Raw genomic sequence first — 18,938 nt, 5'->3', positions numbered from 1 at the left:
GCGGTGATCCGCCGTCGTGCTATCAAGACCCAATGGCGGCGGACACCGAAGACCTTGACAGCATTCGCGAGCGGGCCGAGCGTTGGCTCGCCGACGATCCGGACCCGGCCGACCGGGCGGAACTGCGGGCGGTGCTCGACGGTCTTCCCGCCACCGCGCCGGAGTTGGCCGACCGGTTCGCCGGGCCGCTGACCTTCGGCACCGCCGGGCTGCGTGGCCCGCTGCGCGCCGGCCCGAACGGCATGAACCTCGCCGTGGTCACCCAGGCCGCCGCCGGGCTGGTCGCCTGGCTCGCGGCCCAGGGCGGCACCGGCCCACTGGTGATCGGGTACGACGCCCGGCGCGGCTCCCGGCAGTTCGCCGAGCGGACCGCCCAGGTGGCCACCGGGGCGGGACGCGCCGCCCTGCTGCTCCCCCGACCGCTGCCCACCCCGGTGCTCGCCTACGCGGTGCGGCAACTCGGGGCGGTGGCCGGGGTGATGGTCACGGCCAGCCACAACCCGCCGCAGGACAACGGCTACAAGGTCTACCTCGGCGCGGAACTGGGCGGTGCCCTGGGTGCCGGGGCACAGATCGTGCCGCCGGCCGACGCCGGCATCGAGGCCGCCATCCGGGCGGTCGGCCCGCTCGCCGAGGTGCCGCTCGGCCCGGCCGGTCAGGTGCTCGGTGACGAGATGGTCGCCGGTTACGTGGCCCGCGCGGTCGAGGTGCTACCGGCGGGTGGTCCGCGCGAGCTGAACGTGGCGTACACCCCGCTGCACGGCGTCGGCGCGGCCGTGCTCACCGCCGCCTTCACCGCCGCCGGGTTCCCGGTGCCCGGGGTGGTGCCCGACCAGGCCGAACCGGACCCGGACTTCCCCACCGTCAGCTTCCCCAACCCGGAGGAGCCGGGTGCGGTGGACCGGCTCGTCGCGCTCGCCGAGTCGACCGGCGCCGACCTGGCCATCGCCAACGACCCCGACGCCGACCGCTGTGCCGTGGCTGTGCGGGGCGAGCAGGGTTGGCGGATGTTGCGCGGCGACGAGGTGGGGGTGCTGCTCGCCGACCACCTGATGCGGCGCGGGGTGACCGGCCTGTACGCCACCACCATCGTCTCGTCGTCGCTGCTGCGGGCCATGTGCACCGCCCGGGGCCTGCCGTACGACGAGACGTTGACCGGGTTCAAATGGATCGTCCGGGCCGGTGGCGGAGCCGAACCGCTGGTGTTCGGCTACGAGGAGGCGCTCGGCTACTGCGTCGCCCCCGAGCACGTCCGGGACAAGGACGGCATCACCGCCGCGCTGACCGTCGCCGAGTTGGCCGCCGGGCTCAAGGCACAGGGTCGTACGCTCACCGACCGGCTGGACGAGTTGGCCGCCGAGTTCGGCGTGCACCACACCGACCAACTCTCCGTACGCGTCGACGACCTGCGGCTGATCGCCGACGCGATGGCCCGGATCCGCGCCGCCACCCCGGCCACCCTGCTCGGCCAGCCGGTCACCGAGGCACAGGATCTGCTCCCCGAAGCTGACGTGGTGATCCTGCGTACCGACGCCGCCCGGGTGGTGATCCGCCCCTCCGGCACCGAACCGAAGCTCAAGGCGTACCTGGAGGTGGTGGAACCGGTCGCGGACGGCGACGTCGCGGCGGCCCGCTCCCGCGCGGCGCTCGCCGTTGCCGCCCTCCGCACCCAAACAGCGCACGCCTTGGGCGTGTAAGGAAGGGCCCCTTGTTAACGCCTGCGGTATAGGAAGGGCCCCCTGTTAACACCAGCAGGAGGGGTCAGTGGCGGGGGCCGAGGGCGGCTTGGACCGCACGGCCGAGGGCGGCCACCACCAGGCCCACCGAGGGGCGGACCACCGACCCCTCGATGCTGACCTCGCCGGTGAAGCCGGCCCCGCTGGCGATCTTCTCCAGCCGGTGATGGGTCTCCTCGGCGGCCTCGCCGCTCAGCCCGAGGGCGGACTCCATGCGGAGCACGGCGACCAGGGTCGCCAGCGCTGCGGTCCGCTCGTCCGGTGGCGCTCCGGTCAGCGCGGCGGTGAGCCGTTGCCGGGTGTCCGCCTCCACCGAGCGGTCCAGCACCGGATAGCGGTGTACGTGGATGAAGCCCAGCTCCGTCTCGTCGACATCGCGGACGACGCCGTGCTCACACAGGTCACCGAGGATCCGGTCGCGCAGGCCGTGGCGCAGCCGTTGCACCCAGGACGACGGGCTGTGCGGGGTGTCGGCGGCGATCCGGGCGAGCACGTCGTCGATGACCGGCTCACCGGTCGGCGTCGGGTCGACCACGGTCAGCGCGCCGTCGTCGTACGCGATCCGTCCGGCCAGGGACAACTCGATCAGTGCCGCCGCAGCCATGCCCAGGTCGAGGCTGATCCGCGGCATGGTCGCCTTGCCGGTCTCGTCGTCGTACGCGAGCAGGAGCAGTTCCTCAGCAAGCGGAACACCCGTCATGCCTCAGAACGCTATCCCTACCCCCGCCCCCGACACCCCGCCTCGCCCTGTTGATCACGAGGTTGGCGGCACGGGTCAGAAGCGGGGCATGCCGCCGAACTGGCGGTCGCCGGCGTCGCCCAGGCCCGGAACGATGAACTTGCTGCCGTTGAGACCCTGGTCGATGGCGGCGGTGACCAGGCGCAGCGGCAGGTTGGAGCGTTTGAGGCGCTCGATGCCTTCGGGAGCCGCGAGCACGCAGAGCACGGTGATGTCGGTGCAGCCGCGCTCGGCGAGCAGCCGGCAGCAGTGCTCCAGCGAGCCCCCGGTGGCCAGCATCGGGTCGAGAACGAGCACCGGCAGGCCGGCCAGGTCCCGGGGCAGCGACTCCATGTAGGCGCGCGGCTCGAACGTCTCCTCGTCACGGGCCAGCCCGACGAAGCCCATGGACGACTCCGGCAGCAGGCCCAGCGCGGCGTCGGCCATGCCGAGGCCGGCCCGCAGCACCGGCACCAGCAGCGGCGGGTTGGCCAGCCGGGTGCCTTCGGTGGCGGTCACCGGCGTCTGCACCGGGTACCGCTCGATCGGGAAGGAGCGCGCGGCCTCGTACACCAGCATGGTGGTGAGTTCGTGCAGTGCTGCCCGAAACGAGGATGAGTCGGTGCGTTCGTCCCGCATGGCGGTCAGCCGGGACTGGGCGAGCGGGTGGTCAATGACGATTACGTCCACGATCGCTCAACCTACCCGCCGCCGACTGTGGCCCGCGGCCCCCGGTCCGACCAGCGACCCTGCTCACCACCGGAGCGCATTGGTCAAGATCACTCGTCGTCGGTCTGCGTAGACTTCGGGACATGACGGCGACAGCGACGTCGGCCCACTCGGAACTCACCGAGCTGGGACGATCCGAGACCGCTCTGCGGACCTTCCTGCACGGCCTACCGGGCGTGGACCAGGTCGGCGCCGAGCAGCGGGCGGCCCAACTCGGCACCCGCTCCATCAAGACCACCGCCAAGGCCCAGGCCATCGACCTCGCAATCCGAATGGTCGACCTGACGACGCTGGAAGGCGCGGACACCCCGGGCAAGGTGCGGGCGCTCGCCGCCAAGGCGCTGCGGCCCGACCCGGCAGACCCGTCCTGCCCGCACGTCGGCGCGGTCTGCGTCTACCCCTCGATGGTCCCGTACGCGGCCGAGGTGCTGCGCGGTTCCGGGCGGCCGTCGGGCGGCGCCGCACCGGCCGGGGTGCACCTGGCCAGCGTGGCGACGGCGTTTCCGTCCGGTCAGGCGCCGCTGGAGGTCAAGCTCGCCGACACCCGCGCCGCCGTCGAGGCCGGTGCCGACGAGATCGACATGGTGATCAACCGGGGGGCCTTCCTGGCCGGCCGCTACCGCGAGGTCTACGACGAGATCGTCGCGATCAAGGAAGCCTGCGGCGGTGATGATGCCGGTCGCCAGGGGCGACCGCGAGCCCACCTCAAGGTGATCCTGGAGACCGGCGAACTGGGCACGTACGACAACGTCCGTCGTGCCTCCTGGCTGGCGATGCTGGCCGGCGGCGACTTCATCAAGACCTCCACCGGCAAGGTTCCGGTCGCCGCCACTCTGCCGGTGACCCTGGTGATGCTGGAGGCGGTCCGGGACTTCCGCGCCGCCACCGGGCGGCAGGTAGGCGTGAAGCCGGCCGGCGGCATCAAGACCACCAAGGACGCCATCAAGTACCTGGTCATGGTCAACGAGACCGTCGGGCCGGACTGGCTGGACCCGGACTGGTTCCGCTTCGGCGCGTCCAGCCTGCTCAACGACCTGCTGATGCAGCGCACCAAGCTGACGACCGGCGTCTACGCCGGCCCCGACTACTTCACCCTGGACTGACCGCGATGTTCGAATACGCTCCCGCCCCCGAGTCCCGCTCGGTGGTGGACATCAAACCGTCCTACGGCCTGTTCATCGACGGCGCGTTCGTCGATCCGGCCGACGGCGGCAGCTTCAAGTCGATCAACCCGGCCTCCGAGGAGGTGCTCAGCGAGGTCGCCGAGGGCGGACCGCAGGACGTGGACCGCGCGGTCCGTGCCGCCCGGAAGGTGTACGAGAAGGTCTGGGGTCCGATGCCGGGCCGGGACCGGGCCAAGTACCTGTACCGGATCGCCCGGATCATCCAGGAACGCTCCCGCGAGCTGGCCGTGCTGGAGTCCCTGGACAACGGCAAGCCGATCAAGGAGTCCCGGGACGTCGACCTGCCGTTGGTCGCCGCGCACTTCTTCTACTACGCCGGTTGGGCCGACAAGCTGAACCACGCCGGCTTCGGTGCCAACCCGCAGCCGCTCGGGGTGGCCGCCCAGGTCATCCCGTGGAACTTCCCGCTGCTGATGCTGGCCTGGAAGATCGCCCCGGCGCTGGCCGCCGGTAACACCGTGGTGCTCAAGCCGGCGGAGACCACCCCGCTTACCGCGCTGCTGTTCGCCGAGATCTGCCAGCAGGCCGACCTGCCGCCCGGCGTGGTCAACATCGTCACCGGTGCCGGCGAGACCGGACGCGCGTTGGTCGAGCACGACGGCGTGGACAAGGTCGCCTTCACCGGCTCCACCGACGTCGGTCGGGCCATCGCCCGCGCGGTCGCCGGCAGCCGCAAGAAGCTCACCCTGGAACTCGGCGGCAAGGCGGCCAACATCGTCTTCGACGACGCCCCGGTCGACCAGGCCGTCGAGGGCATCGTCAACGGCATCTTCTTCAACCAGGGGCACGTCTGCTGCGCCGGTTCCCGGCTGCTGATTCAGGAGTCCGTCGCCGACCAGGTGCTGGAGTCACTCAAGCGTCGGATGGCCCAGCTGCGGGTCGGGGACCCGCTGGACAAGAACACCGACATCGGGGCGATCAACTCGGCCGCCCAGCTGGCCCGGATCCGGGAACTGACCGAGGCCGGGGCCGCCGAGGGCGCGCAGCAGTGGTCGCCGCCGTGCGAGCTGCCCGAACGGGGCTTCTGGTTCGCGCCGACCATCTTCACCGGGGTCACCCAGGCACACCGGATCGCCCGCGAGGAGATCTTCGGTCCGGTGCTGTCCGTGCTGACCTTCCGCACCCCGGCCGAGGCCGTGGAAAAGGCAAACAACACGCCGTACGGGCTGTCGGCCGGGATCTGGACCGAGAAGGGTTCCCGGATCCTGTGGACGGCCGACCGGCTGCGCGCCGGAGTGGTCTGGGCCAACACGTTCAACAAGTTCGACCCGACCTCGCCGTTCGGTGGCTACAAGGAGTCGGGCTACGGCCGCGAGGGCGGTCGGCACGGGCTGGAGGCGTACCTCAATGTCTGAGCGGGTCGCGGTACGCAAGACGTACAAGCTCTTCATCGGCGGGAAGTTCCCGCGTAGCGAGTCGGGACGGTCGTATCTCGTGCAATCCGCGAACGTTTCCCTGGCCTCCCGCAAGGACGCGCGGGACGCCGTGGTCGCCGCCCGCTCCGCCGTGAAGGGCTGGGCCGGGGCGACCGCGTACAACCGGGGTCAGATCCTCTACCGCATCGCCGAGATGCTGGAGGGCCGCCGCGACCAGTTCGTGGCCCTGGGCGTACCGGCCGACGAGGTCGACGCCGCGACGGACCGCTGGGTCTGGTACGCGGGCTGGTCGGACAAACTGCCCCAGGTGTACGGCGGCGCCAACCCGGTCGCCGGGCCCTACTTCAACCTGTCCGCCCCCGAGCCCACCGGCGTGGTGGCGGTGGTGGCCCCGGAGACACCCGCCCTGCTGGGTCTGGTCAGCGTGATCGCCCCGGCGATCGTCACCGGCAACACCGTGGTGGTGGCCGCCTCCCCGGCCGCCCCACTGGCCGCGGTGACCCTGGCCGAGGTGCTGGCCACCTCCGACCTGCCGGGCGGCGTGGTCAACATCCTCACCGGCCGGCTGTCGGAGACCGTGCCGACGCTTGCCGCGCACATGGACGTCAACGCGATCGACCTGACCGGGGTCACCGACGCCGAACTGGCCGCTGAGCTGGAGGTGAAGGCGGCGGAGAACCTCAAGCGGGTACTCCGGCCGGTGCCGGTTGATCACGACTGGTCGGCCGACCCTGGGCTGGGGCGGATGACGACGCTGCTGGAGACGAAGACCGTGTGGCACCCGAAGGGCGTCTGAGGTCTTCGGATTTGCTCCAGCTGTCCCTGGGTGGGGTTTCCGGTCTGCGTGGCCACGCGCGACAACGCCGAAATTGCTGGGTGCGGACCCTGTTGATACCGCAACATCGCCGTACTTGCTGGGCCTGCTCCGGGGCAGCGCCGCAACGGGGCGGGCGGGAGGTCTACTACGGGGGGTAGGATTGGCGGGTGACTCGGCTGGGTGATCTTGAGCGTGCGGTGATGGACGTGTTGTGGGACACGGTGCCCGCCAGGTCGGACGGGGTCACGGTACGCGAGGTGGCCGACGCGCTGGCCGGGCGCGAGTTGGCGTACACGACTGTGATGACGGTGCTCGATCGCCTCGCCGGCAAGGGCATGGTGCAGCGCGAACGGGAGGGCCGGGCCTGGCGTTATCGCGCGGCGGCCAGCCGGGAGGCGCACATCGCCCAGCTCATGCTCGACGCACTCGACCTCGGTGGCAGCCGGGATGCGGCGCTGGTCCGGTTCGCCCGATCGGTCACCGGCACCGAGGCGGACGTGCTGCGCGCTGCCCTGGCAGCGGAGGCCACGTTGACGCCGGGCACGAACGGCGCAGAAGTCACCGGAGTCGCAGAAGGCACGGGAGTCACGAACAGCACCGCAGGCACGGCAGACGCGGGCGCTGAGGGGGTCGGCAGTTTGACCGATCGGATCGAGGTGCCGCCGGCAGACCGGGCAAGCCGCCCGGACCGGGCGGGCGAGACCGCGGAACGGTAGGGGCGACACCGTGGCGTACGCCCTGCATTTCACTGGCGCGATGCTTGCCTGTTGGCTGCTCGCGCAGGTCCTGGCCCGTTCCACCTGGACGTGGCGGAGCCCGGGGGTGGCGATCCTCTGCTGGCAGGCGATCGGTCTGGGGGCCGGCCTGTCCGCGATGGGCATGCCGATCGCGCTCGGGCTGGCACCGTACGAGATGGGTACCGGCAGTGCCCTGCTCGCGCTGGTCAGGGATCTGTGGCACAGCACCTTGCCGGCCGGGCTGGGCGTGGCTCACCTGGGGCTGGTCGGCATCGGCCTGGGCATCGGCGCGGTGCTGCTCACCACGACGGTGCGCAGCATCCACGGCACGGTACGCGCCCAGCGTCGGCACCGGGAGTTGCTGACCCTGGTGGCGCGGCGGGATCCCGCGGTGCCCGGGGCACTGGTGCTCGACCATCCGAGCGCGGCCGCGTACTGCCTGCCCGGCGTACGGCCTCGGGTGGTGGTCAGTGCCGGCGCGCTGGATCTGCTCGACCCGGCCGAGTTGGAGGCGGTGCTCGCCCACGAACGGGCACACGCCCAGGAACGGCACGACCTGGTGCTGCTGCCGTTCACCGCGTTGTGCCGGGCGTTGCCCTGGCTGCGCTGGGTGCGTCAGGCGCACGAACGGGTCGGGCTGCTTGTCGAGATGCGTGCCGACGACAAGGCCCGGGAGCTGCACGCGGACGCGCCGCTGGCCGGTGCGTTGCGCCGGTTCGCCGCCGCCGGTGACCGGATCAGCCCGGCCGGCACGCTCGGTCTCGGGCATCGGGACCTGGACGTACGCATGCAGCGGCTGCTGATTGCGGGGCGACCGCCCCGGTTGATCGGCGCTGCCGCGCTCGCGGTGACCAGCACCGCCGCCTACCTGCCGATCGGCCTCTTCCTGAGCTGACCGCCCGCACCGACCGGGCGCGTCGACCACCAGCAGTCGGGCACCCTGAACTGACCCTGATCCTGCCCGCGCAGGCCTCTCGCGATCGAATGTGTAGCTTCTCTACCTGTAGGCTCCCTGAGGTAAAGCGTCGACCCCAGGAGAGTCATGGATGCCCTGCTCCTCGCCCGGCTCCAGTTCGCCGCGACCGCCTCGGTCCACTTCCTCTTCGTGGCGGTCACCCTCGGCCTGGTCACCCTGCTGGTGGGGTTGCAGACGGCCTGGTTGATCACCGGCAACCCGCGCTTCGAGCGGCTCACCCGGTTCTGGGGCCAGCTGTACGTGATCAACTACGTGCTCGGCATCGCCACCGGCATCGTGATGGAGTTCCAGTTCGGGCTGAACTGGAGCGGGCTGTCGCGGTACGTCGGCAACGTCTTCGGTGCCCCGCTGGCGATCGAGACCCTTGTCGCCTTCTTCCTGGAGTCGACCTTCCTCGGCATGTGGATCTTCGGTTGGCACCGGCTGCGTCGAGGCGTACACCTGGCGTTGCTGTACGGGGTGGCGCTCACCGCGTACGCCTCGGCTTTCTGGATTCTGGTGGCGAACTCCTGGCTGCAGAACCCGGTCGGTTACGAGGTACGCGACGGGGTCGCCCATCTGACCGACTTCTCCGCGCTGCTGACCAACCCGGCGTTGTGGATGGCGTTCGGGCACGTCGTGTCGGCAGCCCTGCTCACCGGCGGGATGCTGATGGCCGCGGTCAGCGCCTGGCACCTGACCCGCGGCACCGGTGACTTCGACCTGTTCCGTACCTCGCTGCGGATCGGCGTGGTCACCGCCACCCTGGCGATCGGCCTCGTCCAGAGCTTCGGCTTCGCCCAGTTCGGCGCGGTCGGCGCGATCCAGCCGACCAAGTTCAACGGCACCGGCCCGGACGCCGAGGCGCTGGTCGCCGACTGGACCGCCCGGTTCGGCCCCGGCGACTACCTGCCGCCCGTGCTGGCCAACGCCGGACTCGGCTTCATGATCCTCATCGGCTTCGGCCTCGGTCTGCTCTGGCTGATCCTCCCGCTGCTCTGGCGGGACTGGATCATCCGGCTCCGCTTCCCGCTCTGGCTGCTCATGATCGCCCTACCGCTGCCGTTCGTGGCCGTGATCCTCGGCTGGATCGCCCGCGAGGTGGGCCGGCAGCCCTGGGTGGCGTACGGCCTGCTGCGGGTGGACCAGGCGGTCTCCCCGATCGACCCGTGGCTGATGGCCACCTCGTTGATCGGTTTCACCCTGCTGCTCGGCGGCCTCGCCGTGACCAACTGGGTGCTGCTGGCCCGGCACGCGGCCGCTGGCGCGGCCGATCCCGCCCTCGGCCGACCGCCGACGCAACCGCCGGCCGACGACAGCCGCACCGAGCCCGCCTTCGTCTGAGGAGAGCCTGATGGAACTCGCCTGGTACGCCCTGCTCGGTCTCTTCTTCGCCGGCTACCTGGTGCTCGGTGGCTACGACTACGGCGTCGGCCTGCTGCTGGCCCGGCGCACCGACCCGGCGCGACGGCGGGCGGCCCTGAACGCCGTCGGACCGTTCTTCCTCGGCAACGAGGTGTGGTTGGTCGCGGCAGTCGGCATCCTGTTCGGCGCCTTCCCCGTCCTGGAGGGGGAACTGCTCGCCGGCAGCTATCCGGCGGTGCTGGGGGCACTGGTCGGGGTGATCCTGGTCACCGTCGGGGTGCAGTTGCGCAGCCGGCCGGCCAGCGGGTGGGCGCGGGCCGGCTGGGACCGGGTGATCGTGGTGGGCAGCCTGCTGGCCGCGCTCGGCTGGGGGGTCGTGCTGGCCGGGCTGCTCCAGGGCGTACCGCGGCATCTCGACGGCCATGTCGTCGGCGTGACGCACCTGTTCACCCCGTTCGCCGCCGCTGCCGCGCTGGCGCTGGTCGCGCTGGTCGCGGCGCACGGGGCCACCTTCCTCACCCTGCGACTGCCGGCCGCCGAGGCCGACCGGCTCCGGCCGCTGGCCCGCCGGCTGGTCCTCACCGCGGCCGGCGCGGTCGGCACGGCCGCCGTCGTGGGCCTGTCCTCCGACCGGGTACGCGTCGCCGCGCAGCGACCGGCGGTCGGCGTACTGCTGGCGGTGGGGCTGGTCGCGGCGCTGCTGGTGGCGCGGACGGCGCTGGGCCGGCGACGGGACGGCGTCGCCTTCACCGCCACCGCCACCGCGCTGGCCCTTCCGGTGCTGCTGGTCGGGGCGACCCTCTGGCCGTATGCGCTGGTCTCGACCGTCGACCCCGCGGCGTCACTGACCGTGACGGAGGCCGCAGCCAGCGCCCCGACCCTGCGCCTGTTGGGCTGGCTCGCAGTACCGTTGCTGCCGGCACTACTAGGCTTTCAGGCGATGTGCTTGTGGATTTTCCGAGGACGAACCGAGGGTAGGGCGCTGGTGTACTGGTGAACCGCCGGCCCTTCGACCCGCGTCTGCTGCGCCGGGTTCCCGCCGCTCGGGGTGACCTCGCCCTGCTGGGCTTGCTCGGGGTACTCGCCGCCGGGTTGGTCGTGGCGCAGGCCACCGCCCTGGCCACCCTGCTGGCCTCCGCGTTCACCGGTGAACTGAACCGCCCCGCCCTGGCCGGCTTCGTCGCCGCAGTGGCGGCCCGCTCGGTGCTGGTCTGGGCGCAGGGCACGGTGTCGGCGCGACTGGCCGCCACGGTCAAGGCGGCGCTGCGGGCCGACCTGCTCGGCGCGGTCGCCCGGCACGGGCCCGGCTGGGTCGCCGGCCAGCGGGCCGGTCAACTGGCCACTCTCGCCGGTCGCGGGCTGGACGCCCTGGACGCCTACTTCACCGGTTATCTCCCCCAGCTGGTGCTCAGCGTCACCGTGCCGGTCGCCGTGCTCGGCCGGATCGTCTTCGCCGACTGGAGTTCGGCGCTGATCATCGCGTTGACCCTGCCGCTCATTCCGATCTTCGGGGCCCTGCTCGGCTGGCAGGCCCAGGCCGCCACCGAACGCCAGTGGCGTCGGCTGTCCCGGCTCGGCGGGCACTTCCTGGACATGGTGGCCGGGCTGCCGACATTGCGCGCGTTCGGTCGGGCAAAGGCCCAGACCGACGCGGTACGCCGGATGGCCGACAGCCACCGGGTCGCCACCATGAAGACCCTGCGGATCGCCTTCCTCTCCGCCCTGGTGCTCGAACTGGTCGCCACCCTGTCCGTGGCGCTTGTCGCGGTGCCGGTGGGCATCCGACTGCTCGGCGGCGGGCTGACCCTCCAGGTCGCGCTGCTGGTGCTGCTGCTCACCCCGGAGGCGTACCTGCCGCTGCGCGCGGCCGGCAGCCGGTTCCACGCGAGCATGGAGGGGCTCACCGCGCTGGACGAGGCCTTCACCCTGACCGGTGCCGCGCCGGCACCGCAGACCCGCGCCGGCGCGCTGCCGGACGGGCGCGGTGAGATCAGGTTCGAGTCGGTCACCGTCGCCTACCAGCGCACCGTGGCGTTGCGGGACGTCTCGCTGACCATCCGGCCGGGCGAGCGGATCGCGATCATCGGGCCCAGCGGTGCCGGCAAGAGCACCCTGCTCGGCCTGCTGCTCGGCTTCGTCACGCCGACCCGCGGCCGGGTCACCGTGGGTGGGGTCGACCTCGCCGAGGCCGACCTCGACGGCTGGCGTCGGCAGGTGGCCTGGGTGCCGCAGCGCGCCCACCTGTTCGCCGCCTCGCTTGCCGACAACATCCGCCTCGGCGTCCCCGAGGCCGCCCCGACCGCTGTCGAGAAGGCGGTTCAGGACGCCGCCCTCGACGACGTGATCGCCGCCCTGCCCGACGGCCTGGACACCATGCTCGGTGAGCGCGGGCACGGCCTGTCCAGCGGGCAGCGGCAGCGGGTCGCGCTGGCCCGGGCGTTCCTGCGGGACGCCCCCGTGGTCCTGCTCGACGAGCCCACCGCCCGCCTCGACACCGCCGCCGAGGCCGCGGTGCTGACGGCCACCCACCGCCTGGTGGCGGGCCGTACCGCCCTGCTGGTCGCGCACCGGCCCGCCCTGCTCGCCGACGCCGACCGCATCCTGCGGGTCGACGACGGCCGGGTGACCGAGTTGACCCCGCAGCCGACCGGGGAGGGCCGATGAGCGAAGAACGATCCGCCCAGGCCGGCCCGGCGACCGGCTCGACCCAGGCTGGTCTCCGAACGGCCGACGGGGCACCGGAACTAGTGGTGCTGCGGCTGGCCCGGCCGTACCTGAATCGGCTGATCGGGGCCGGTCTGCTCGCGGCGGTCACCGAGTTCGCCGCGCTGGCCCTGATGGCCACCGCGACCTGGCTGCTGATGGCGGCTGCCGGCCAGCCTCCGCTGGACCGGCTCACCGTGGCGATCGTCGCGGTACGGGCCCTGGCCGTCAGCCGTGGCGTGTTGCGCTACACCGAACGGCTCGCCGGCCACGACGCGGTGCTGCGTCTGGTCACCGATGTCCGGACCCGGGTCTTCGCCACCCTGGCCGCCCGACGCGGCGCGCCACCACGCACCGGCGACGCGCTGAGCCGGCTGGTCTCCGACGTGGAGGCGGTGCAGGACCTGCTGTTGCGGGTCGTCGTACCGGGCGCGGCGGCCGGTCTGGTGAGCGTGCTGGCGGTCGGGCTGACCGCGCTGGTCTCGCCGTCGGCCGCGCTGGTGCTCGCCGCCGGGCTGCTGGTGGCCGGGGTGGCGCTGCCGGCGCTGGCCACCGCGTTGACCCGGCGGGCCGCTGCCGAGGTGGCACCGCTGCGGGGTGCGCTCGCCGCCGACGCGGTCGACCTGACCCACGGCGCAGCCGACCTCGCCGCCTTCGGTACGACAGGCGTCGCCCTCGACGCGGCGCAGCGCCGCGCCCGCCGGCTGGCCCGGTTGGAACGTCGGCTCGCCGTACGCGGTTTCGCCGTGGACGCCGCCGGGGTGCTGGTGGCCGGGCTGACCGCCGGTGCCGTGGTCTTCGTCGCGCTCCGTGCCGGGGTGGGCGGGGTCCTCGTCGGTGTGCTGGCGGTCGGCACCCTGTCCGCCGTGGAGATCGCCCTGGCCCTGGTCGGTGCCGCCCGGCAGTGGACAGCGCTCCGCGCCGGCCTGGCCCGGGTCGCCCCGCTCATCACCGACAGTGCCACGACCGGGGCGGGCCCGACGGGAGTCGAGCGCACATCGCCCGAACCAGCTCCGGCAGCCCTCACAGCCCTGTCCGGCAACCGGGGCAGTGCTCCTGACCTGCGCTTCGACCAGGTGACGGTGCAGTACCGCAGCGGCGCGCCCGCCGCCCTGGACACCTTCGATCTCGACCTGCCGGCGGGGCGACGGGTGGCGGTGGTCGGTCCGAGTGGCGCGGGCAAGAGCACTCTCGCCGCAGTGCTGACCGGTGCGGTACGCCCGGACGGCGGTCGGGTCACCCTCGACGGGCGTGACCTCGGCACGTACTCGCCCGAGGAGTTGCCGACGGTGGTCGGCGGGCTGCTCGCCGAGGCGTACGTCTTCCACGCCACGGTCCGGGAGAACCTGCTGCTGGGCCGACCCGGCGCCGACGAGCTGGCGCTCTTCGCCGCGGCCGAGGCGGCCGGTCTGGCCGACTGGGTACGGGACCAGCCGGACGGTTGGGACACCGTCGTCGGTGAGGAGGGTGCGCAGCTCTCCGGCGGTCAGCGGCAGCGCCTCGCACTGGCCCGGGCGCTGCTCGCCGCCCCCGCCGTGCTGGTGCTCGACGAGCCGACCGAAGGCCTCGACCCGGTCGCCGCGGACGAGGTGCTCGCCGGTGCCCTGGCCGCCGTTCCCGCCGGACGCTCGGTGTTGCTGATCTCCCATCGGCTCAGCGGTCTCGCCGGGCTGGACGAGATCGTGGTGCTGGACGCGGGACGGATCATCCAGCGCGGTCGGCACGAGGACCTGATCGCGACCCCGGGCTGGTACCGGGACCAGTGGACGTTGCAACAGGCCGCCGAGCACGGCTACCTGGCGGTTTCCGGCTGACCCCTCAGGGATCTCCCGGACGGCGGGACGGCCGTCCGGCTGGCAGCATGGGGGACATGCCGGTCGGTGATGACGTGTTGGTCGAGGAGCACCTGCGGCAGTTGGCCGCCCGGCTGCACGGGCCACGCCGGCTACGCGCGGATCTGCTGACCGAGGCCCGGCACGGCCTGCTGGACACTGTCGAGGCGTACCGGGACGGTGGTCTGACGGGCGACGAGGCGGCCCGACGGGCGGTGGCCGAGTTCGGTACGCCCGAGCAGCTTGCGCCGGCCTACCAGGCCGAACTGGCGGTGGCCGCGCTGCGCCGGCTGGCGCTGTGGATTGTCGCCTTCGCCGGGGTCGCCGCGATCGCCGGTGATCTGACCTGGCACGGGTCGAGTTGGAGCGGGGGTCCGCCGCCGCCGACCGGCTACCTGCTGCTGTCCCGGTCGGTCGACGTGATCTGGACTGCGGCGTTCCTGTTCGGGGCGGCCGGTCTGGTGCTGGTGGCGATGACCGCGCGGTCGTCCCGGCCCGGGTTCACCGTCGCGGCGCACACCACGGGCATCCTGCTGACCGGCACCACCCTGCTGGGCGCGATGGCCGGGGTGGCACTCTTCGGCTGGTCGATCGCACTGTGGGACGCGGCGCTCAGCTGGCCACCGATGATCGTCGGGATGCTGGTCGCGGGTGCGGCGCATCTCTGGCTGGGCCGGACCGCGCACACCTGGCTGCTCGCCGCCCGGCCGTTGGTCACCCGGTAGCGTGCCTCACCCTCGCGCCACGAGGTCACCCGCAGTGATCAGCCCGATGTCGCCGAGGGTGGGTCGGCGTCCAGGACACGCCCGACGGTCGCGGTGAACTCGCGCCACCCCGCCCGCTGCTCGGCCAGCGTGCGTCGGCCGGCGTCGGTCAGCTCGTACGTCCGCCGCTCTCGACCGTTGACGGTGCTCCAGACGCTGGCCACGTGCCCGGCCCGCTCCAGCCGACGCAACGCCGGGTAGACGGTGCCGGTGGGCAGATCGAGCCGCCCGTCGCTGCGGGCGCGCAGTGCCTCGATGATGGCGTAGCCGTGCAGGGCGCCCCGCTCCAGCACGGCGAGCAGCAGGGAGTCGAGGTGGCCGTGCAGCGCCTGGGCGTTCATGCGTAGAAACGCTACTTGTCGAACCACGGCCCCGCCACCGGGGCGGGCACCGGTCACCCAGCGCAGCCAACTAGGGTATGTGCCCAGAGTCACTCGTCGGCACCACGCCGGCGGGTGGGCAGCCCGACGCACACGGAGGTCACCGTGGCCCGCCAGTCGCCTCAACGGCCGGACGCCGACGAGCCCGAGCTCGATGACACGACCGGCCCCACCGAGCCGGACGCCACCGACGAGTCGGAGGCCGTCGCCGACGCGGATCCCGGCGCGTCCCGCGCGCTCTGGGAAGAGTTGCGGATCGACCCGGTGGAGATCGCCCTGCCCGCCGGCACCGGCTACACGCTGCGGGCGTACCGCCCGGCCAGCGAGCTGACCCCGACCGACGTGGCCGAGCGCGACGCCGACGATCCGTTCCTGGCCCGTCGCCAGGTCGTCGAGGCCGAGGACGACGAGGACGGAGACGTCGTCATCCTGGACGAGGAGATCGCCCGGGAGTTCGCCGAGAGCGACGACGAGGAGAAGCGGTCCAAGGACGGCGACACCGACGCCAAGGGCGACAAGGACGACACCGACGAGAAGGCGGCCGAGGAGGCCGGCGACGAGGAGGTGCCGATCTTCCTGAGCCACCGGGGGCGGCTGCTGCTGTTCAAGACCCCCGAGGCGCTTGTGAGTTTCGTCCGCTCCGGCGCACCGAACGATCTGTCTCAGCTGGACAGTTGGAATGAATTGTCCGAACGGGTGGAGCCGGCCGACATCGCGCCCCTCGACGAGGACATCTACGAGCTCGACCTGGTCGTGGAGAACCTGCGCGGCGGGCACGACACCTGGGACCCGACGCTGCTCATCGAGGCCGGTGAGGTCGCCCGGGACCTGTCGTACGCGCTGCGTCTGCCGGCCGTGCTCGACATGCTCTCCGCCGGCTCCAGCCTCGACGACCTGGACGAGGCGCTACGGGCCTCGGTCAACGGCGGCATCGGTGGTTTCCTGGGTCGTCGGCGGTTGAAGAAAATCGGGGCACAAACCGCAAGTCTCGGTTGGCGGACCATTGTCGGAAAGATCTCTGCGGTCGTGGACTGGCGCGACTGACCCACAACAGGGAGCATCAGTCTCTGGCAGAGCTAAGCCCTGTGTCCCGGGAGGAGGACGACGCCGTGGCGCTCGTGCGCGTGTACTGCGGTCTGGCCTCGGCGGATCCGGCCGACCGACCGGCCTCGGCCGGATCGACGCTGACGTCCGCTGTGGTCGACGACGCAGGCCGGCTGCTGCATGTCTGCGAGGTCGACGACGACCCGGCGGGCTACGCCCGGCTGGTCACGTTGCTCGTGGACCGCTCGGGCGGGCCGAGCGGAGCGGCGATCGCGGCCGACACCGACGACCACACCGTCACCTCACTGCTCAGCGCTGCCGGCCGCCCCTTGGCGATCGCGGACGACGACTCGGTCGACGACTTCGCCGAACGGTTCGCCGATGACGACTCGGTCGAGGAGATGCAGTCCCCGCCGGCCGTCCGGCGGGCCGTCGGCCTGGCTCGCGCCCTGCAGGCCGGCGCCCTGTCGGCCGTGACCCTGCCGGCGCCCCGGGATCTCGCCGGTTACAAGCAGATCCTCGCCGCGCACGCGGCGCTGACCAGCGGGCGGCACTCCGCCGCGGTGGCGCTGCGTGAGGTGCTGCGCGAGCTGTACCCGGCCGCCCTGCGCGCCTTCCCCGACCCGGCGGAGTCGATCCCGCTGGCGGTGCTGGATGCGCTGCCCGAGCCGAGCATGCTCACCGACGCCGGCCGTGGCCGGGACGCCGCGGTCACCGCCGACGCCGTCGCCGCGCAACTCACGGCCGACGGGTTGGGCGACCCGGACGCGATCGACGAGGCGGTCACCGCGCTGCGGGTGGCCATCTCCGAGACGCCTCGACGGTCCACGGTCAACCGCGCCCTGACCTCGGCCGCCGCCGAGACCATCCGGCAGACCGTCGCCTCGGTACGCGCCTGCGACGCCGGCTGCGAGGCACTTGTCGGCGCGCTGCAGGCGCGTACGCCCGGCCCGGCCCAGGCCACCGGCCGTCGAGCCGCCGCCCGACGGGGCGAGCCGGTCGGCGAACTGCCCACCGTCAACAGCGCCGCCGGCCTGCGAGCCGTACGCCCGACCGGCCCGGAACCGGCCGCCGGACGCCGTTCCCGTCCCGAGCCGGTGTCGGGCACCACCGCACCGCCGGCACCCCGCCCGACGAATCCGCCGCCGGTGGCACCGGCCCCGGTCGCCCCGCCGCCGGTCGCCCCGGCCCCGATCGCACCGGCTGCGGTCGCCGGCCCGCCCGTGTCGGCGCCGCCGTCACGTCCCGACTCCGCCGGATCGCGGATCGACGGGCCGACGAACCGGCCGATCTCCACGCCACCGCCTCCGCCCGGGATCACCCCGATCGCACCGGCACCGCGTGGCTCGATCCCACCGGCCGAGGCCGGCGAGCCGTTCCGGCCGACGCTGACCACCGCAGCGATCAACAGTGCTCGCGCCGAACGGCAGCGCACCATCATCCCGCCCCGGCCGAAGACCAACGGTGCGCCGCCGACGCCGACGGGTGGCTTCAGCGCCACCGACCTCAGCGTTCCGGTGCCGACGCCCCGCCCCGGGCAGGAACCGGCCGCACCGGGCTCGCGTGCCAACTGGCCGCTGGTGAACAACCCGGAGAATCCCGCCGACAGTTCGGCGCGCAACCCGGTCGCCGGCGCGTACGACGACCACAACCGGGGCGTAGGCCCCGCCACCGGTCCCGAGGTGCCCGCCGAGCTGACCACCGAGCGTCGGGTGACCCCGCCGTGGCTCGCCGACGACCTGCCGCCGGAGCCTCCGGTGCTGCGGCTCGTCGAGCCGCCGCCGCTGGCCGACCGGGCGCTGCGCAACGGGCCGGAGTCGCACCTGGAGAACCCTCCACTGCGTCTGGTGGACCGGGCTCACGACGAGCAGCGTGGGCATGCCGCCGAGCGGCTGGATCCCCCACTGCTGCCGCGTCGACCGGCGCCGCCCGTCGAGCACCGGCCGTCGCCGATCTCCGACGAGGGCGACGGCGACCTGCTGATCTTCGCGCAGGCCAAGTCGGCCTGGTTCGTCGGGCACGGCGAGGACGCCGCCCTGGACTGGTCGAGCACGGCCGACACCGGATGGCAGGCCGCCGAGCAGGCCGCCCGCCCCGCGGTGGGTGCCGAGACGAACGCCGGCCTGCCCAAGCGCGTACCGCAGGCCAATCTCGTGCCCGGTTCGCCGCTGCGCGAGGAGCGTCCACTGCGGATCGTGCGCGACGCGGCCAGCCTGGCCGAAAACACCACCGGTTACTTCCGCGGCTGGCGTCGCGGCCAGGAGATCGGCGGGTTCGCCGTCGGTGGCCGCCCGGGCCGGGAGGCGGCCGGCGGCTGGGACTTCAGCCGGGACACCGGCGACCGTGACGACGACCGGGAGTACGAGTACCGCTCCGCCGGCTACCGTTCCTGAAACCGGCCTGGTCGGCCTGTCGCTTCCGGTGCACCACCCGACGAGGTGACACCGTGTGGACGCCTTGCGGCGTCCACACGGTACGTCCTGACCGGACTCACCGAAGGCGTCAGGCACGCCGCCAGACGGCCGTAGCCGCTCCATCCGGTGTTAATGCCGACTCGGGGTCGCGTAGAGACTCCCCGAGCCGCCACACACGCACTCG

General features: G+C 72.8%; 14 protein-coding genes and 2 pseudogenes. 13 read left to right on the top strand and 3 right to left on the bottom strand.

Annotation, left to right across the window (positions count from 1 at the left end; translation table 11 throughout):
- The first annotated feature begins 32 nt into the window (after positions 1-32).
- A complete protein-coding gene (locus VAB18032_RS04200) occupies positions 33-1,697 on the top strand; it encodes a phospho-sugar mutase (RefSeq protein ID WP_013731539.1) in 1,665 nt (554 codons plus the stop codon).
- Positions 1,698-1,761: 64 nt separating this feature from the next.
- Here the strand turns inward: VAB18032_RS04200 and VAB18032_RS04195 are convergent, their stop codons facing one another.
- Positions 1,762-2,436: a GOLPH3/VPS74 family protein gene (locus tag VAB18032_RS04195; RefSeq protein WP_013731538.1), complete on the bottom strand. Its 675-nt coding sequence runs from the start codon at positions 2,434-2,436 to the stop codon at positions 1,762-1,764.
- 75 nt (positions 2,437-2,511) lie between these two features.
- On the bottom strand, positions 2,512-3,144 hold the full coding sequence (upp, locus tag VAB18032_RS04190) for a uracil phosphoribosyltransferase (protein ID WP_013731537.1): 633 nt from the start codon (positions 3,142-3,144) through the stop codon (positions 2,512-2,514).
- Between the two features lie 122 nt (positions 3,145-3,266).
- Here upp and deoC point away from each other — a divergent pair, with 122 nt between their 5' ends.
- The 10 genes from deoC to VAB18032_RS04140 all read left to right on the top strand — a co-directional run bounded on the left by deoC (position 3,267) and on the right by VAB18032_RS04140 (position 14,877).
- Positions 3,267-4,286 (top strand): deoxyribose-phosphate aldolase, encoded by a 1,020-nt coding sequence (gene deoC / locus VAB18032_RS04185; protein WP_013731536.1) that lies wholly within the window; start codon positions 3,267-3,269, stop codon positions 4,284-4,286.
- Between the two features lie 5 nt (positions 4,287-4,291).
- Positions 4,292-5,722: an aldehyde dehydrogenase family protein gene (locus VAB18032_RS04180; protein ID WP_013731535.1), complete on the top strand. Its 1,431-nt coding sequence runs from the start codon at positions 4,292-4,294 to the stop codon at positions 5,720-5,722.
- Positions 5,715-6,539, top strand: a complete 825-nt coding sequence (locus VAB18032_RS04175; protein ID WP_013731534.1) for an aldehyde dehydrogenase family protein — start codon at positions 5,715-5,717, stop codon at positions 6,537-6,539. The genes VAB18032_RS04180 and VAB18032_RS04175 overlap by 8 nt, the downstream gene beginning before the upstream one ends.
- A gap of 188 nt (positions 6,540-6,727) precedes the next feature.
- Positions 6,728-7,276, top strand: coding sequence for a BlaI/MecI/CopY family transcriptional regulator (locus tag VAB18032_RS33300; protein ID WP_013731533.1), 549 nt, complete (start codon positions 6,728-6,730; stop codon positions 7,274-7,276).
- Between the two features lie 10 nt (positions 7,277-7,286).
- On the top strand, positions 7,287-8,192 hold the full coding sequence (locus VAB18032_RS04165) for a M56 family metallopeptidase (RefSeq protein ID WP_013731532.1): 906 nt from the start codon (positions 7,287-7,289) through the stop codon (positions 8,190-8,192).
- A 147-nt stretch (positions 8,193-8,339) separates the two neighbouring features.
- Complete coding sequence (locus VAB18032_RS04160) at positions 8,340-9,596, top strand: cytochrome ubiquinol oxidase subunit I (RefSeq protein WP_013731531.1); 1,257 nt, start codon at positions 8,340-8,342, stop codon at positions 9,594-9,596.
- A gap of 10 nt (positions 9,597-9,606) precedes the next feature.
- A complete protein-coding gene (locus VAB18032_RS04155; protein ID WP_013731530.1) occupies positions 9,607-10,614 on the top strand; it encodes a cytochrome d ubiquinol oxidase subunit II in 1,008 nt (335 codons plus the stop codon).
- Complete coding sequence (cydD, locus tag VAB18032_RS04150; RefSeq protein WP_013731529.1) at positions 10,611-12,281, top strand: thiol reductant ABC exporter subunit CydD; 1,671 nt, start codon at positions 10,611-10,613, stop codon at positions 12,279-12,281. The genes VAB18032_RS04155 and cydD overlap by 4 nt, the downstream gene beginning before the upstream one ends.
- A complete protein-coding gene (gene cydC, locus VAB18032_RS04145) occupies positions 12,278-14,134 on the top strand; it encodes a thiol reductant ABC exporter subunit CydC (RefSeq protein WP_013731528.1) in 1,857 nt (618 codons plus the stop codon). Before cydD ends, cydC begins: the two co-directional genes overlap by 4 nt.
- Positions 14,135-14,190: 56 nt before the next feature.
- Positions 14,191-14,877, top strand: a complete 687-nt coding sequence (locus VAB18032_RS04140; protein ID WP_013731527.1) for a permease prefix domain 1-containing protein — start codon at positions 14,191-14,193, stop codon at positions 14,875-14,877.
- A gap of 38 nt (positions 14,878-14,915) precedes the next feature.
- Here the strand turns inward: VAB18032_RS04140 and VAB18032_RS04135 are convergent, their stop codons facing one another.
- Positions 14,916-15,257, bottom strand: coding sequence for a PadR family transcriptional regulator (locus VAB18032_RS04135; RefSeq protein ID WP_013731526.1), 342 nt, complete (start codon positions 15,255-15,257; stop codon positions 14,916-14,918).
- Positions 15,258-15,524: 267 nt separating this feature from the next.
- Between VAB18032_RS04135 and VAB18032_RS04130 the strand changes: the two are divergent.
- Positions 15,525-16,340, top strand: a pseudogene (locus VAB18032_RS04130) (DNA primase); the annotation flags it as partial.
- A gap of 41 nt (positions 16,341-16,381) precedes the next feature.
- Positions 16,382-18,199: pseudogene (locus tag VAB18032_RS04125) on the top strand (transposase); the annotation flags it as partial.
- Positions 18,200-18,938: the final 739 nt, after the last annotated feature.

It is taken from the genome of Micromonospora maris AB-18-032, assembly GCF_000204155.1.
Taxonomy (GTDB): Bacteria; Actinomycetota; Actinomycetes; order Mycobacteriales; family Micromonosporaceae; genus Micromonospora; species Micromonospora gifhornensis.
This window is presented reverse-complemented; position numbering and strand designations above follow the sequence as displayed.